Source organism: Chryseobacterium antibioticum (assembly GCF_012927325.1).
In the GTDB taxonomy this organism is placed as follows: Bacteria; Bacteroidota; Bacteroidia; order Flavobacteriales; family Weeksellaceae; genus Chryseobacterium; species Chryseobacterium antibioticum.
On the sequence record NZ_JABBGI010000018.1, the window covers coordinates 1 to 15,051 of the forward strand.

Here is a 15,051-nt window from a genome sequence, read left to right on the forward strand (position 1 = left end):
CATTTACTTTTTTTCTTCTCGATTTAACTGCTTGATTCACTGTTAAATATACAAAAAACAAACCAAAAAAACAATTAAAATAACTGATAATCAACGTATTAAATCCATAACTTAATGACATTGGGCTTTAGCCCGCTTTTTCTTTTCCGTAAATAAATTGGCTTTAGCCAAACCTATTTTAAGTTCAAATAATTCCAAGACACCACAAAAACACCCGCAGTTTCCGTTCTTAATCGCTGATTTCCAAGAGAAACAGCTTTAATTCCTTTTTCGGCTAAAAGATGAATTTCTTTATCAGAAAAATCTCCTTCAGGACCAATTAAAAACGTAATATTATCTAAATGCGGAATGTTTTTTAACTCCATCCTTTCTAAATTTTCATTACAGTGTGCCACGAAAGTCTTTTCTGGATTAATATTTTTCAGAAAATCAGGAAGTTTAATTAAATCATTAACAACAGGGAAATGAAATCGCAAACTCTGTTTTGAGGCCGCAATTGCTTGTTTTCTAAGTTTGTCTATACTGATGTTTTTACGCTCTGTTTTTTCAGTTTGTAAAATAGTAATCTCAGAAATACCCATTTCCACCGCTTTTTCTACAAAAAACTCAATTCGGTCAATATTTTTAGTCGGAGCAATAGCAATGTGAAGTTTTGGATTAAAATCAAGAGTATTTGTTTTAATTTCCGAAACTTCCAGACTTGCTTTCTTTCCTTCAATCACTAATTTTCCAGAAGCTACATTTCCTTTTCCGTCTGTTACGTGAATTTCTTCACCATCTTTCATACGAAGAACTTTTACAATGTGCTGTTGTTCGTCGTCATTAATTATTGCTTTTCCGTTATTGATTTCTCCAAAAAAAAGTTTCATATATTGATATTTTAGAATACGCCTGACTTTTATTTATAAGTGATTATTAAAAGGAAATTTCATTATCGCTTAAAAATGCTACACCGGTTTTTATCGTGGTATAAATATCACTTTCACAATCTCTATATGAACATGCGTAAATTTCTTCAATCCACTTATTATTCATGAAAATTAAATTCAAATATTCGTTTTTTCTTAAATTATTTTTGATAGATAAATAATCTCCTTCTTTGGGTTCATAAGTAAAACTAAAGACATTTTCTGAATTGATTTTCTCTACGATCTCTTCCTTTATATTTTGAACATATCCAATTTCTGAACTGATCATTAAATAATCTTCGTCTTCAGATTTTTCTGTCACTTCATTTTTTCCTATGATGGTTTCTAAAACCCAGTAATATTTTGAATTTTTTTTAGACTGCGTTCCCAGTACCTTTTCTTCTAAAAGTATTTTCATAAATCATATTTTGCTGTTGCGGACGTTTTCATATCCGTAAATTCTCCTCGCTCATATTTCAGTTGAGCAACCATAGCGATCATCGCCGCGTTATCGGTAGTATATTCAAATTTTGGAATGTAAATATTCCAGCCTGATTTTTCATGATAATCCTGCATCACTTTTCTTAAAGCAGAATTGGCAGAAACTCCACCAGCAATCGCTACTTCTTTTATATTTAACTCTTTGGCCGCTTTTTCAAGTTTAGCCATCAGAATTTCAATAATTGTTCTTTGAACGGAAGCGCACAAATCGTTCAGGTTTTCTTTAATAAAATCCGGATTTTTTCTAACCTCTTTCTGAATAAAATAAAGAACAGAAGTTTTGATACCGCTGAATGAATAGTCATAATTCTCCATTCTTGGTTTGTTGAACGTAAAAGCATCAGGATTTCCTTCCTTGGCCAGTCGGTCTATAATAGGTCCAGCAGGGTAGTCCAGATCAAAGATCTTTCCGATCTTGTCAAAAGCTTCTCCTGCAGCATCGTCAATTGTTTTTCCAATAATTTCCATATCAAAATAATCCTTCACCAATACAATCATAGTATGCCCTCCGCTTACCGTAAGACACAAGAAAGGGAATTGAGGCGGCATAGGATTTGCATCTTCAATGAAATGGGCTAAAATGTGGGCCTGGAGATGGTTTACTTCAATTAACGGAACATTCAAACTCATTGCCAAAGACTTAGCAAATGACGTTCCTACAAGAAGAGATCCTAAAAGTCCGGGGCCGCGTGTAAATCCTATAGCTGAAATAGCATTTTGTTGTATATTTGCTTTAGTAATAGATTTTTCAACAACGGGGATTATATTTTGCTGATGCGCTCGCGATGCCAGTTCCGGGACCACACCTCCATATTCTTTATGGATGGCCTGATTCGCAGCGATGTTCGAAAGAATACAGTTTCCCTTGATGATAGCTGCTGAGGTGTCGTCGCAAGACGATTCAATACCTAAAATTATAGAGTCGCTCATAATAATGGCAAAGTTAGAGAATAATAACGAGAATGAGAATAAAAAATCAGTAGCTGAAAACCTAAGTGATCAGGTACAGAAGACTGTTGGGGATGTAGAAGGTGCTGTGAAGGAGACAGTTAAGGAAGCATCTGAGCTGGCATCAGATGCCATTCATCATCCTGTGGAGACGGCTGAAGAATTTGGCAAGCAGGCGGTGAAAGATGTGACCAGTTATTCCTGGTGGGCCAGACTTCTCCTCATCCTTTTCTGGCTGGGGGTTATTCTTGTTGGCGGTGTATTGACGGCCATTAATCTTCCTGCAACCAAGCAATGGGCAGCAGATCAGGCACTACAGATCGTTAATAAAGATTTTAAAGCAGGAATGTCTACGGAAAGTGTAGAAGTAGATTATTTCGGAGACGTTACTATAAAAGGATTAAAAATCAAAGATTACAAAGGCTTAGAATTCATCAAAGCCAGAGAATTTCGCGCCAATTCCGATTGGATGTCGTTGGCATTCAATGCTATTTCCGGAAACAGCAATTCATTAAGCTTTAATTCCCTTACCCTTGTCAATGCAGATATAAAAGTCATCACTTACAAAGGCGACAGTATTTCCAATTTTATCAGATTTACGCAGCTTTTCGACAGTGATAAAAAAAGAGATCCGAAAAAGCCGGCTTTCCAGTTGGATTCTCGTGTACAGATCATTGATTCAAAAGTTTCTATCGTTAGTCAAAACTCTCCGGGAGAACCCGGGAAATGGCTTACCGCAACAAAATTTAATCTAAAAGCGCCTAATGTAAAGGTGAATGGAGCCAATATTTCAGCGCTGATCAATAATATGTCCTTCGTCACTTCCAGATGGGGGAAATCTCATTTTGTAGATACATTCTCTACAGAACTCTCTTTTACGCATGAATTTCTATCATTAAAAGACCTTACCCTGAATACAGATCATTCATTGCTTCAGGGGAATGTCAAATTTAATCTTCATGATGGGTCATGGTCAGAATTTGCAGACCGTGTCCGTTGGGATATGGAAATTAAGCAGGGAAGTCAGTTAAGTGGTTATGACATCAGCTACTTTGTGACCAACTGGGATAATTTTAAACCATTCAACCTGGCAGGAAAAATGACAGGCCCTTTGAATAAATTTCACTTAGAGAACTTTCTCATCAGAAACCCTGATGTAAATATTGCCACAAAAACCATGAAGATAGACAGGTTGCTGAAAGGAAATTTTTCTATAGAAACCAACGACCTTTCAACAGATTTCACCTACAAAGATCTTAAAGCCATGATGCCTTCATTTATTTCTAAAAAGATGAAGAATTTTGCAGATGACTTCGGAAAACTGAAATATAACGGAGCTGTAAAGGTAAATCCTGACCAGATCTATGTGGCAGGTGGAAATCTGATGACAGGAATAGGACAGGCCAAGATCTCCAAGCTTTATCTTACCGGATATAGCACGGCAATGCCTAAATATTCAGGATATCTCGAAGTCAAAGACCTGAACACTTCTGTCATCACAAAAAACAAAACAGTTGGCCTGATCTCAGGTAAATTTGATCTTAATGGGCAGAGTTTTGACGTCAATACAATGCGTCTAACTACCAAGTCTCAAATCAGCAGCATCGAGATTATGGATAAGCAGATCAGTAACCTGTATCTGGACGGATTATTAGATCATAAAAAATATAACGGACTCATCACCGTGAATGATGAACAAGCTAAAGCCACCATTAAAGGGCTTATTGACTTCAGCACCTCAAGAGTTGCTATGAATGTCAATGCAGATGTGACTTCTCTGAATATCAATTATTTTACCAATAAACCGGGAAGCCAGATCGTGAGCGGCCAGGTAGAAGGTAAAATGTCCATGTCCTCCATTAATGACCTTACTTTAGACGTGGATGCCAATAATCTTCATTTTGCTACAGCTACCCAAAAATATATTATTCCTAATGCGAAACTGAAAACCTTTGTGGAAGGAGGCGGACGTGTCATCGATATGGATGCACCAGGTGCGGCAAGCGGTAAGATCTCAGGGAAATATAACCTGGCGGATCTGGCAGGAATGGTGGAAAACGGTATTGGAAGAATACTGGTAGGCCCTCCACCTAGAAAATTGTACAGAGGACAGAACTTTAAAATGAATTTTGATGTTCAACAGGGTGTTGTGAATTATTTTCTTCCTGACCTGAAACTTCCACAAGGTGCTTTGGTAGAAGGAGAGTACAACGGAGATTCCAATGATCTGATCCTGAATCTGGATGCCGCTTCTCTGAAATACATCATGACGAAGAAGGAAGAGATTACGGATGCAGACAAAGCTTTAGCAGCCGCTAATCCTGAATACAAGATCAATGACCGGACTAATATTTCCAGAGACAGTGCGATGATTGACAGTGTTATGATAAGGGTGAATACAGCAAATCTTGATCAGCAGATTTATGCAAGGGTCAGCAAACTATTGTATAATAAAAATGTCATTAAGGATTTTGAACTTAAAGGTACAAATGAAAATAATACAGCCCTTCATCTGGCCACTACATTTAAGCATGGTAGTCCGGAAGATGAGCTGGATGACAATCTTAAAGCTTATGCCATTAATGTTGACCAGTCTACGAATGCTGCGGGAGATTATGTTTTCAGGTTTGAACCTACAGAAGTGAAATTCAACGAGGTTACCTGGGCAATAGATACAAGTCCCGAACTGGATCACTCCATTACGTACAGAAAAAATACCGGGGATTTCGACATCCGGAATCTTCGTATATATTCAGAGAAAAGTGCCCTGTTTATCAAAGAAGCACAATTTAAATCGGCTAAAGATTTTTATCTAGATGCGGATATCGAAGAATTTGCGGTAGAAAAACTTCTTGAAATGCAGTCCGGCGGAAATCCTATGGGCATAAAAGGGCTTGCGAACGGAAGTGTGAAGATCAAAATGGATAAAAGCACTTTGCAGCCATTGGTAGATCTTACCGTAGATAATATTATGATGAACGGAAATGAAATGGGCGACCTTACGATTTCCGCGACAAACGGTTTCTCCCTGAATGTGTATGATGTTGACGTCAAAGTGGCTTCTGCCGGCGTTCTTGGAAATAATAACCTTCATCTGACAGGAACAGTAAATAATAACACAGCTTCTCCAACGATTGATCTGACAGCGGAGATGCGTGATTTTGACCTTGCCTTTACCCAGCAGTTTGTTCAGACTGTTTTTGGAAACATACGAGGAAAAGCAACGGGAGATCTTAAAATCAATGGTAAGCTAAGTAATCTTGATTATAGTGGAGATATTGCCATGAAAGGTTTTGGTCTGAAACTTCTCTTTACAGGAGTGGATTATTCATTTGACGACACCGTAATTCCTCTTTCCAAAGGACTTGCGATTCTTAATAATATTGAAGTGCATGACGGAAGATCTAATTCTAAAGGAACCATTTCGGGTGCGATTCAGTTTGAAACCATTTCTTCAATGGGGGTCAACCTGATAATGAGAGCAGATAATCTTATGGTGCTGAATACCTCGCAGAAAGATCTTGACCTTTTCTGGGGAAGAGTTTACGGACAGGGAGATTTGTACGTAGACGGACCTGTTTCGGGATTGAGTATTTCTACTCCTAATATGAAGGCGTTGAATGGAAGTACTTTTACGTTTAATTCCAGTTCAACATCCAATGTCGAAGAGTTTAAAATGCTGAGGTTCCTGAAAGAAGGAAAAGACGGACTGATCACTCTGGAAGAAAAGAAAAAGACCGGAGCTAATATGAATATCGATTTCAGTCTGGATGTAGACAAAGGAACTACAGTTAATGTACTGGTAGGTGATGATGTAGGAAATATTACCGTAAAAGGAACGGCAGAAAGGCTGAGGTTCCAGATGGGAAGACGTGGAGGAATTGCCATGAACGGTACTTATAAGGTAGACAACGGAACATTTGTTTCCAAAGCGATTCTGAATAAAACCTTCCAGATAGAAAAGAACAGCAGTATCAGATGGGATGGTGATGCCATGAAGCCGGCGCTGGATATTACAGCCAATTATGTAAGAATGGTTTCGAATGCCGGTGAATATTTAAGTATGGGGAAATTGCAGCCGATCAGCGTATTGCTGCAGGCCAATATTACTCAATCACTGATCAATCCGAAGATAGACCTGAATGTGACCGCACTGGATGTGTCCAGCCAGGTAAAAGAGACATTGGCGGCTAAGATGAGCCAGGACGGAGAAAAAGTTCTTCAGTTCGGTTCTGTACTGTTGCTGAGCACCTTTAATGTATCCAATAGTGGAGGAGTGGACTTTGACGTAGCCGGAGTGGCAGAATCTTCAGGATACAATATACTGCTGAAACAGCTTGGATCTGTACTTAATACTATGAGTAATGAGTTCCAGATTGATTTGAATTATGTAAAAGGTGATCAGAATTCCAATACTGGTGACCGGGCCAATGCAGGGGTAAGTGTAGCGCTTTCACCGAGAGTCAATATTAAAACGGGGCTGGGAATTCCACTGACGAAAACTGAAGGTGCCCAGAATAATTATCTTTCCGGGGAAGGATCTATTGAATATGATGTCTCAAAAAAGAATGACGGAAGTCTCGTTTTAAGAGGGTATTCTAAGCCTACCAATATAGGAATGATAAGTACGAATGGTTCTGCAAATCAAGCTTATGGTGGGGGTGTTGTGTGGAGTAAAAGCTTTAATTCTCTATTCAAAAAGAGGAAAAAAGATAAAAAAAACCCAGAAGCTAAAAGTGAAATAAAAACAGATTCTACAAAATCAGGTGCTAAATAATCATGATATTTTAATGATTTTTATCATCTGTGTTAATTATTGTTAATGTTTGATATAATTTTTTTAGTTAAATTATTTTTTATAAATTTGCAATAAATACATGGATTTTTTAAGAAAATTGTAATTTAACTAATATGAACTATCAACTGGACGAAATAGACAAGAAAATTCTTGATTTCTTAGTCGAAAACACAAGAATGCCTTTTACAGAAATTGCAAAGCAGATGGATGTTTCTGCTGGAACAATTCACGTAAGAGTGAAAAAAATGGAGGATGCAGGTATTATTTTGGGATCATCTCTTAATATCGATTATGGCAAGCTGGACTATCACTTTACAGCTTTCATTGGGATCCTTTTGACAAAATCAAACCGCACTCAAGAGGTATTGAAAGAATTATCAGTACTTCCAAACGTAATCGAAGCGAGCGTTATTTCCGGAAAATATAATATTTTCTGTAAAGTAAGAGCTAAGAATACGGAGGACGCGAAAAGAATTATTTATCAGATAGACGACATTCAAGATGTAATGAGAACCGAAAGTATGATCTCCATGGAAGAGTACTTGAGCGACAAAAACAGATTGATCAACGCTATTTCTATATAATTCAAATTCTAAACGAATAAATATACCAAAGAACTTATGAATATATTCATAAGTTCTTTATTTTTGTACCTATGGAAGAATACAGTTACTTTGACGAGGATCCAAAGAAAGGATGGGGCTTTATTTCAGCATTTGCAGCATTGATGCTGTTCACCATTATGGGGCTTGGAATAGATGTAGATGAATATCTTCAGCACGAATATCTTCAGATCCCCAGATGGTACTTTTTCGTGATCTTTTCCATTGATGTTCTGATGATGACCGGACTTGTCCTGATGTTCTTCTACAGAAAAATAGGCATCTTTATGTTCCCGGCACTGTTGGTTCTGCATTTCTTTATGCATAATTATTATCTGTCTACGTTTTTGTATACGGATGTCACCAATCTTTTCCTGTTTACAGGCTTTGGAATGCTTGCCATTATTCCAAAATGGAAATTTTTCAGGTAAGAATGTAATCGGGACATTTACATTTTTAATTGTTGCCGATAAAAATGCACAGCCTTCTGTTTTAACGGGCTTTTACTCCAGGCTTCCCACTTTCCCGTATAGGGATCGTAACCGCATTTTAGGGGCTTGGAAATGTCTAATCCCTGATGGTTTTGGTGGGTGCGCTCTGTATACGCTCTGCAGTCTGTACAAATATATCTGAATTCACAGTCTTTACAGACTTCTATCTTGTCTTTGGTGATGTTCCAGTAGTCTTTAAATCCGGGCTTTATCAAAGCTTCTTCAAGACTGATATCGTGAATATTTCCAAAGTGATCAGCCATTAAAGGACAGTTTTTAATGTTACCGCTGAGGTCTATTCCTATTTTTTTATAAAGACAGGAATTGTGATTGACTGCTTCTGAAACTTTAGAAAAATTAGTGCTGAAATATTTAAGATTTACTTTTCCGCAAGAGGATATGGTAAGGTGATCCCGGCTGAATTGCAAGCTGAATCTGAAAGTGTCTCTGGATCTGAATGGAACTTTTGCACAGCTGTGGAATACTAAACTGTAAACTCTATTTAATGTTTGATTAAGACTGTTAATGAAATTCTCATCCACCTCATCATGGAACGGTGAAAATATCTCTATACCATTTAAAACAGAGTCTTTAAACTGGGAGTCAATATTCTGAAAATCTTTAATCGAAAGTTTTTTGTGACAGTAGATGACAAGGTGTTTGACGCCTAGATTTTCCACGGATTGTTTTATTCTATCCAAAACAGAATGATCATCGATTTCTATGAAAATATTCGAAATTTCATTAGGTTCGTAGAAGGTATAGGAGAGTGCCGGGAAATTCCTGTCCCAGTCTCCATCTGTGATGAAACCGTACTCTTTTTCAAGCAGCAGATCTATATATTCACGGATAAACTGTCTGGATTCTGCCTCATAATCTTTCAGGATATCATTTACAGACTTATTTTTTAATTCTTCTATAACCTCATATAATTCCAAAGGATATAACCCGGAAGTATTTCTCTGAAGGTCAGAGATCAGAATGCGGCTGGCTCCTTTTGTAACCAGAATATTGCTGAATAGATTAAAATAAGTCATAAAAGTCTTGTAAGCTGTTTTAATGGTTTTTCCCTTACATGATGGTCGGTCTGGTATTTTTCAGAGGATGCAAAATAGAGCATGTTGCTGTGGATTTTCCCCACGTTTTTGGTCTTAAATATCTCGAGATATTTGAAAGTAAGAGGTAATTTATTTTTTTCGTTGTAGAGTTTTTTCATAAGTAGTCAGCGATTTTTTGTTCCAGTGAGTAATTGCATGTATTGGACATCCCTGTAAACTGCCCAATCGGGTTAATCTCCAAAAAATAATGTTGATCTCCTTTCTTGATAAAATCAATGGATCCTGAGTTCAGACTTAAAGACATCATCAATTGATGTACCTTTTCTTCAATAGGAGTCGGAAGATTATAAGGAATATTTCTATTAGGTTTTACAGCGTTGTATTTTCTGAAATCTACCTTGGTTTGTTCGTCATTTTGTGAAAATATGGCCATAGACCAGCATTTGCCGTTGAGGTAGAAAGTCCTTATTTCAAAATCTTTTTCAATTTTCTCCTGAAAGAAGGTGATGAAAAAATCTCCGTCTTCATGCTCTTCAACTACAGATGTATACATGAAACCTCCGGAGTCTTTCCTAATTTCATCCAGTATTGCATTCCCGGTGATGGTCTTGATAATGGTATTTCCGATTTTTGTATCACGGGTATTTTCTGCCAGATAATATGGGGGAACATCAAGTCCGATTTCTTTTGCTTTGTCAAGTACAATCAGTTTATTGACGTCACTGTTGCTTTCCCTATTGATATGTTTTTTGGATTCAAGCGTTTTTCTGACATAGTCTTCAAGCCAGTGCTGGGTTTCATTCATATTTAAATGAATGGACCTGTTGGCATATTTCAGTCGCTGAAAGACTAAGCCTCCTCTTCTGTACCAGACACTTTTAATTTCATCAAGGAAGAACCTGCTGCGAGCGCTTTCCAACACAATTCTCTTGTTCAGAGTTTTGATTTCAAAGACTTCATCTTCATGCACACGGATAAATTTTTTATCCATTGCGATCAACTCCTTAATAACTTCTGTAGTCGTGATTTCTTTATTTTGCGATATAATCAGGATCATAATAAATTTAATGATTATTTATTTTCTTTTGGAAGTCTTTCGTCATTTTTGAAGACTGTTTGAACGTAGGAAAACCTACCGCTTGCCGGTTACGGTTTATTCTTACAGAATCTTCAGCATTAAAATTCTTGTCATAATGCGAGTATACGCCGTAAATAGGTTGTAGATGATGAATGTATTGGTATTTGTCTACCATCTCAATATAATCTCTGGGAGTGCATTCACCTGATCTTACATATTCCAGTAATTTTGTCTTGAAATATTCATAATGCTCTGTTCCTGCCATATGATTGAGAAGAGTGCCCATATGCATGAACTGTTCATTGTTTCCATAGAGTCCTATTTTTTGTCTTGATGGGAAACCATAATTTTTGAATGTCCAAATCAAAAGCTCAGCATTTTTTTTGTCGTCTTTTACTACAGTTGGGCCCACGCGGGCATTATATTGGTCCCGGGCGGATGCAATACTGAAAGAATCTATCAGTACTTTATTTAAACTTTTTTTCCACTGAAGAACTTTTCTTTCAACAGCAATACTGTCAATTCCGTATTTTTTATAGAGTTTGAAAAAATCCTGATCTTCTCTTTTGTATTTCCAGTTAGGTGCCGACTGTGCTATAAGTTTGTCCAGACTTTTTATGCCTCCAAACTTTTTATGGAATTTATCTGCATATCTGATGTAGACTTCATACTCTTCCAGCCTTTCATTTTGAGCAGGAGGATATTTCCTGAATAGCTTTTTATATTTCCTGATCGTTGCTAAAGTATCTTTATCAACCCTGTGTGCACTGTCAATGGCATATACTTGATGATAGTAATCAACATAATTCAGTTTTTTACTTTTACAAGAAAGAAAAGCGGTTACAATCAGTAATGCAAAAATGATTTTTATATAGTTCATTGACATTAGCTTTATATGAAAAATAAAGGGGTTCCCCCCCCTTCCAATATTTAGTCAACTGGTATTGTTGCAACTTGTTTTCCATCATTACAAATGGCTGTATCTCCAGTATTTCCAGGCTGACCGTTTGATCCTGTTTCTGAAGTTGTTCTGATATTGGTTTCAGCTCTCCCTGCGGTAATGCTTGACAGATTGCTTAGTTTCTTGTTTCTAACGAAGAAAAATCGTTCTTCATTCCTTGAAGCTTTTTTCATCATTGGTTACAATTACACTACTTAAAAGATTGAAATAATTTAGATTAATCTCACGAGTGGTTTATAAGGTTCTTCTGTCGTTAAAAAATCTGTCTGATATCTTTCAGATCTGACATAATAGGTAATTGAAAAACTTTTACGGGCTGCTTTTTTCCTTTTGATAAATTCTAGATATTTAAAGGTAAGCGGAAGCTTATTCTTTTCATTTATTGTGTTTTTCATAAGAGTAATATATTAAATGGTGTCAAGATAGGAATTCTGCTATTTTCTTATCTAAAAAATAGTTGCAGCAGTTTGATAAATGCATAAACTGACCAACTGGATTTATTTCAAGAAAATAGTATCTTCTGCCACTTTTTATAAAATCAATAGAGCCGCAGTTTAGATCCATGGATTTCATTAGATGATCGATCTTTTTTTCTATAATAGGAGGGAGATTGTAAGGTACATTTCTATTGGGCTTTTTATCATTATATTTCCTGTAATCTACTTCTGTTTGTTTATCATTTTGTGAGAAAATTGACATCGACCAGCATTTTCCATTTAGGTAAAACGTTCTGATCTCAAAATCTTTTTTTATTTTTTTCTGAAAGAATGAAATGAAGAAGTTTTCTTCGTACTCAGTAATAACAGCAGTGTACATGACTCCATCTGAATTTTCTTTAATATTGACCAGGTTAGGGTTTCCTGTAATTGGTTTTACAATTGTTTTTCCAAGTTGCATTCCATCCGTGTTCTCTGATAGATAATAAGGTGGTACTTGTAATCCTGCTTCCTTCGCTTTTTCAAGAACAATAAGTTTGTTAACTTGGCTGTTGAGCTGCTTATTAATATGTTTTTTTGAGTCTAAAGTTTTCAATACATAATCTTCCAGCCAGTGTTGGGTCTCATTCATGTGGAGGTGTACAGATTCATTCATGTAAGTTAAGCGTTTAAATTTTAATCCTCCTCTTCTGTACCATATGCTAGAAATCTCATTCAGAAAAAAAGAGTTTCGTGTACTCTGAAGAAAAATCTTTCTGTCATATATCTTAATTTCAAAATATTCATTCTCATGAACACGGATAAACTTTTTATTCAGCTTTAACAACCATCTAATCACACTTTTGGTATCAGCTTCTTTGTTATTTGATAATATGAGTATCATTTTCCTTAGTTTCAGTGTAATAATCTTTATTAATTAGAGCAGTATGTTTCAAGGTTGGAAGGCGGATGCTTTTCCAATTCCGATTGACCTTAGCCTGAATCTATTGATATTTTAATAATGAAAAATCAATAAAGTCATTCTTTTACATTTTTCAATAACTCCCATATTGGTTTTGAAGAATCTGCTATAATCAAATTCGTGTGCTTTATACTTGGTAAGCCTATACTTTTCCTGTTACGGTTGATCTTTGCAGAATCTTTTGATACGTTTGGATTGAACCTATATATTCCTTCCTTATCCTCCAGAAAAGCTATATTATCAACCATCAAAGTATAATCTCTTGGAACACAATCTCCGGATTTCACATATTCATACAGTTTTGTCTTTATTTGGGGATAATATTCTTTTGCTTCGTTCATATGGGTAAGAAAGGTCGTCATTGCAAAAAATGTATCATTTGGTCCCATAGTTCCCATTTTTCTTGAGGTAGGGTAGCCATATTTCTTAAATGTCCAAAGAAGAAGCTTAGCGTTTTTCATTACATTCCTTTGAGCCATTGCTGTATCCAGCGGTCTTCTTCCTTCCCGGTCCCTTCTCATAGCGACTGTAAAAGAGTCAATGAGTGTCTGGTTCAAATTCTCTTTCCAATCTAAAATCTGTTTTTTGACATCTAAACTGTCTATTCCATATTTTTTTAAAAGAGGATAATATTCTTTGCAGTTGCCACCACGTTCTGCTTTTAAAAGAATCAGCTTTTTCAGGCTTCTTTTCCCTCCAAAATCAATATTGAAACGATCGGCCAAAATAATATAAGTTTCATACTCCCGCAGACGTTCCTGATTTCTGGGTTCATATTCTTCAAAAAGTTTTTTGTATTCCTCTACTGCAAGTTTTGGTTTTCCTGCCATTCTGTAAATACTGTCAATGTCATTAGCCTTCTGATAATAAAGAATGTAGTTGGCTTCTTTCTTTTTACAGCTAGTTAAGGAGAATAAGCATAAAAAGGATATCCATCGGAGGGATTGTAAAAACAAATTATTCATAAGATTATTTTAAAATGGTAAAGAAATTAAGGAGGAAAAATATCCTCCCTAACTTTTTTAATTAGTATTCGCCTGTTGGTGTAACAGGACCTACTGATAATCTGTATTTATATTTCCATTCACCAGGAACGTCATCAGTGTAAAAGTCTGTGTCGCTTACCGTTCCTTCAGGTGTATTATACTGGGATGGTGAATCTCTGTTACTTGAGCTCCCACCGGTGATGGCCTGTAAGTTTTTCAGTTTTTTGTTTTCCAGTGAAGAAAAGTTCTTCATTCCTTGAAGCTTTTTCATAATTGAATAATTTTTAATTAATATTTGTGTTGCCATATGAACCCTGGCATGGGGTTTGTCATTCCGTATTTCACTCCGTACTGTACACATACAGGCGAAATGTAGAATTTCAATCAACGTTGATCATTTCAAAACTATCAATAATTAAATCCCAATTATGTGAATGTGTATGTGATTTTTTTGCGAATTTATAAAGTCTTTATATCGTCTTTATATCGTATTGTACAAGTTTAAATAAATCTTTAAAACCCAATTATTGTAAAATTTTATCAATTATAGATTATAAAATATGAGATTGGGTATTTTAAAACTCACCACGATATGAATATTCTGATCTCTCTATTGTATGAAGGAAATGATGTCTTATGCATACAAAAAAATAGTGTTCAATATGCATCAGATGGTGTTCAAAACATTTATTTTTTCCTCTATTTTTGTATGTTGATCACCATTATCAAAGCCAAAGTGACAAAATCAGCGTATGCAAAACCTTAAAAAGCGCAATATTGAGTTAAAAAATTACCTTGAAGAAATTGAAATACAACTGATTAAAGATATTGTACAACTTCTCAAAGGAGAGAATGTAGATTATCTTGAAGGGAAGACTAAAGTGGATATCCGGGCTTTTTATTTAGAGTATAAGTATGATTATCTGGATATCGTAGCCTGGGCTGTAGATAACAACGGACAAATGATCACAGATACAGTGATACTGCCCATCCAAAGGAAAAAGCAGATGGGTGAAAGCAAAGAATGGAATTCATCTCTTCCTGAAAAGATATGGACTGCAGCCTCAGATTTCCAGAACAGCCATGAGGACGAAGAGGACTTCGATGACCTGTGGGATGAATATAATGAAGAAAAATACAGTTTGTTTGAAGACTGGTTCTGTCAATGCTGGAAAGAAGCTTCGGAGCATACAGAGAAAAGGGTAGACGCTTACTTTTCAGTTCACGATACCTACTTTAGAACTGATCTCAATGCCTTGAAAACGATTAATGACGATGAGATTGCAGAACGCTATGCATCCAAATAAAAATAATTAAACATT

The 15,051-nt window shown here is 36.1% G+C and carries 16 protein-coding genes; 4 read left to right on the forward strand and 12 right to left on the reverse strand.

The window, feature by feature from the left end:
- Window positions 1-173: 173 nt before the first annotated feature.
- Genes HHL23_RS14360 through tsaD form a run of 3 tightly spaced genes read right to left on the reverse strand, consistent with a single transcriptional unit; the run spans window position 174 to window position 2,339 of the window.
- Entirely contained in the window at window positions 174-869 is a 696-nt protein-coding gene (locus HHL23_RS14360) for an RsmE family RNA methyltransferase (protein WP_169235485.1), read from the reverse strand.
- A gap of 46 nt (window positions 870-915) precedes the next feature.
- The gene (locus HHL23_RS14365) at window positions 916-1,326 is read right to left on the reverse strand and encodes a hypothetical protein (protein WP_169235486.1); all 411 of its coding nucleotides are present in this window, start codon (window positions 1,324-1,326) and stop codon (window positions 916-918) included.
- The gene (gene tsaD, locus HHL23_RS14370) at window positions 1,323-2,339 is read right to left on the reverse strand and encodes a tRNA (adenosine(37)-N6)-threonylcarbamoyltransferase complex transferase subunit TsaD (protein WP_169235487.1); all 1,017 of its coding nucleotides are present in this window, start codon (window positions 2,337-2,339) and stop codon (window positions 1,323-1,325) included. Before tsaD ends, HHL23_RS14365 begins: the two co-directional genes overlap by 4 nt.
- A 4-nt stretch (window positions 2,340-2,343) precedes the next feature.
- Between tsaD and HHL23_RS14375 the strand changes: the two genes are divergently transcribed.
- The 3 genes from HHL23_RS14375 (at window position 2,344) to HHL23_RS14385 (ending at window position 8,188) form a co-directional block, all read left to right on the forward strand.
- On the forward strand, window positions 2,344-7,134 hold the full coding sequence (locus HHL23_RS14375) for a translocation/assembly module TamB domain-containing protein (protein ID WP_169235488.1): 4,791 nt from the start codon (window positions 2,344-2,346) through the stop codon (window positions 7,132-7,134).
- A 134-nt stretch (window positions 7,135-7,268) separates the two neighbouring features.
- On the forward strand, window positions 7,269-7,739 hold the full coding sequence (locus tag HHL23_RS14380) for an Lrp/AsnC family transcriptional regulator (RefSeq protein ID WP_034703315.1): 471 nt from the start codon (window positions 7,269-7,271) through the stop codon (window positions 7,737-7,739).
- A 71-nt stretch (window positions 7,740-7,810) separates the two neighbouring features.
- Complete coding sequence (locus HHL23_RS14385; protein WP_169235489.1) at window positions 7,811-8,188, forward strand: hypothetical protein; 378 nt, start codon at window positions 7,811-7,813, stop codon at window positions 8,186-8,188.
- Between the two features lie 17 nt (window positions 8,189-8,205).
- Here the strand turns inward: HHL23_RS14385 and gwsS are convergent, their stop codons facing one another.
- From gwsS to HHL23_RS14430, 9 genes are all read right to left on the reverse strand, one after another.
- Complete coding sequence (gwsS, locus tag HHL23_RS14390) at window positions 8,206-9,285, reverse strand: grasp-with-spasm system SPASM domain peptide maturase (protein ID WP_169235490.1); 1,080 nt, start codon at window positions 9,283-9,285, stop codon at window positions 8,206-8,208.
- Complete coding sequence (locus HHL23_RS14395) at window positions 9,282-9,464, reverse strand: hypothetical protein (protein ID WP_169235491.1); 183 nt, start codon at window positions 9,462-9,464, stop codon at window positions 9,282-9,284. The genes gwsS and HHL23_RS14395 overlap by 4 nt, the downstream gene beginning before the upstream one ends.
- Window positions 9,461-10,363, reverse strand: coding sequence for a grasp-with-spasm system ATP-grasp peptide maturase (gene gwsG, locus HHL23_RS14400; protein ID WP_169235492.1), 903 nt, complete (start codon window positions 10,361-10,363; stop codon window positions 9,461-9,463). The genes HHL23_RS14395 and gwsG (HHL23_RS14400) overlap by 4 nt, the downstream gene beginning before the upstream one ends.
- Window positions 10,364-10,370: 7 nt before the next feature.
- On the reverse strand, window positions 10,371-11,264 hold the full coding sequence (locus tag HHL23_RS14405) for a hypothetical protein (RefSeq protein WP_228464771.1): 894 nt from the start codon (window positions 11,262-11,264) through the stop codon (window positions 10,371-10,373).
- Window positions 11,265-11,314: 50 nt separating this feature from the next.
- Entirely contained in the window at window positions 11,315-11,521 is a 207-nt protein-coding gene (locus HHL23_RS14410; protein ID WP_169235494.1) for a hypothetical protein, read from the reverse strand.
- A gap of 36 nt (window positions 11,522-11,557) precedes the next feature.
- Window positions 11,558-11,740 carry a hypothetical protein gene (locus tag HHL23_RS14415; protein ID WP_169235495.1) on the reverse strand — a complete coding sequence of 61 codons (183 nt, stop codon included), beginning with the start codon at window positions 11,738-11,740 and terminating at the stop codon, window positions 11,558-11,560.
- A gap of 22 nt (window positions 11,741-11,762) precedes the next feature.
- Window positions 11,763-12,665: a grasp-with-spasm system ATP-grasp peptide maturase gene (gene gwsG / locus HHL23_RS14420; RefSeq protein WP_169235496.1), complete on the reverse strand. Its 903-nt coding sequence runs from the start codon at window positions 12,663-12,665 to the stop codon at window positions 11,763-11,765.
- Between the two features lie 134 nt (window positions 12,666-12,799).
- On the reverse strand, window positions 12,800-13,708 hold the full coding sequence (locus HHL23_RS14425) for a hypothetical protein (RefSeq protein ID WP_169235497.1): 909 nt from the start codon (window positions 13,706-13,708) through the stop codon (window positions 12,800-12,802).
- 61 nt (window positions 13,709-13,769) lie between these two features.
- On the reverse strand, window positions 13,770-14,000 hold the full coding sequence (locus tag HHL23_RS14430; protein ID WP_169235498.1) for a grasp-with-spasm system A modified peptide: 231 nt from the start codon (window positions 13,998-14,000) through the stop codon (window positions 13,770-13,772).
- A 481-nt stretch (window positions 14,001-14,481) separates the two neighbouring features.
- Here HHL23_RS14430 and HHL23_RS14435 point away from each other — a divergent pair, with 481 nt between their 5' ends.
- A complete protein-coding gene (locus tag HHL23_RS14435; protein WP_169235499.1) occupies window positions 14,482-15,036 on the forward strand; it encodes a hypothetical protein in 555 nt (184 codons plus the stop codon).
- Window positions 15,037-15,051: the final 15 nt, after the last annotated feature.

What these genes read in the sequence shown, in the direction of transcription:
- HHL23_RS14360 (WP_169235485.1), bottom strand. Translation starts at nt 869, where the DNA reads ATGAAACTTTTTTTTGGAGAAATCAATAACGGAAAAGCAATAATTAAT.
- HHL23_RS14365 (WP_169235486.1), bottom strand. Translation starts at nt 1,326, where the DNA reads ATGAAAATACTTTTAGAAGAAAAGGTACTGGGAACGCAGTCTAAAAAA.
- tsaD (WP_169235487.1), bottom strand. Translation starts at nt 2,339, where the DNA reads ATGAGCGACTCTATAATTTTAGGTATTGAATCGTCTTGCGACGACACC.
- HHL23_RS14375 (WP_169235488.1), top strand. Translation starts at nt 2,344, where the DNA reads ATGGCAAAGTTAGAGAATAATAACGAGAATGAGAATAAAAAATCAGTA.
- HHL23_RS14380 (WP_034703315.1), top strand. Translation starts at nt 7,269, where the DNA reads ATGAACTATCAACTGGACGAAATAGACAAGAAAATTCTTGATTTCTTA.
- HHL23_RS14385 (WP_169235489.1), top strand. Translation starts at nt 7,811, where the DNA reads ATGGAAGAATACAGTTACTTTGACGAGGATCCAAAGAAAGGATGGGGC.
- gwsS (WP_169235490.1), bottom strand. Translation starts at nt 9,285, where the DNA reads ATGACTTATTTTAATCTATTCAGCAATATTCTGGTTACAAAAGGAGCC.
- HHL23_RS14395 (WP_169235491.1), bottom strand. Translation starts at nt 9,464, where the DNA reads ATGAAAAAACTCTACAACGAAAAAAATAAATTACCTCTTACTTTCAAA.
- gwsG (WP_169235492.1), bottom strand. Translation starts at nt 10,363, where the DNA reads ATGATCCTGATTATATCGCAAAATAAAGAAATCACGACTACAGAAGTT.
- HHL23_RS14405 (WP_228464771.1), bottom strand. Translation starts at nt 11,264, where the DNA reads ATGAACTATATAAAAATCATTTTTGCATTACTGATTGTAACCGCTTTT.
- HHL23_RS14410 (WP_169235494.1), bottom strand. Translation starts at nt 11,521, where the DNA reads ATGATGAAAAAAGCTTCAAGGAATGAAGAACGATTTTTCTTCGTTAGA.
- HHL23_RS14415 (WP_169235495.1), bottom strand. Translation starts at nt 11,740, where the DNA reads ATGAAAAACACAATAAATGAAAAGAATAAGCTTCCGCTTACCTTTAAA.
- gwsG (WP_169235496.1), bottom strand. Translation starts at nt 12,665, where the DNA reads ATGATACTCATATTATCAAATAACAAAGAAGCTGATACCAAAAGTGTG.
- HHL23_RS14425 (WP_169235497.1), bottom strand. Translation starts at nt 13,708, where the DNA reads ATGAATAATTTGTTTTTACAATCCCTCCGATGGATATCCTTTTTATGC.
- HHL23_RS14430 (WP_169235498.1), bottom strand. Translation starts at nt 14,000, where the DNA reads ATGAAAAAGCTTCAAGGAATGAAGAACTTTTCTTCACTGGAAAACAAA.
- HHL23_RS14435 (WP_169235499.1), top strand. Translation starts at nt 14,482, where the DNA reads ATGCAAAACCTTAAAAAGCGCAATATTGAGTTAAAAAATTACCTTGAA.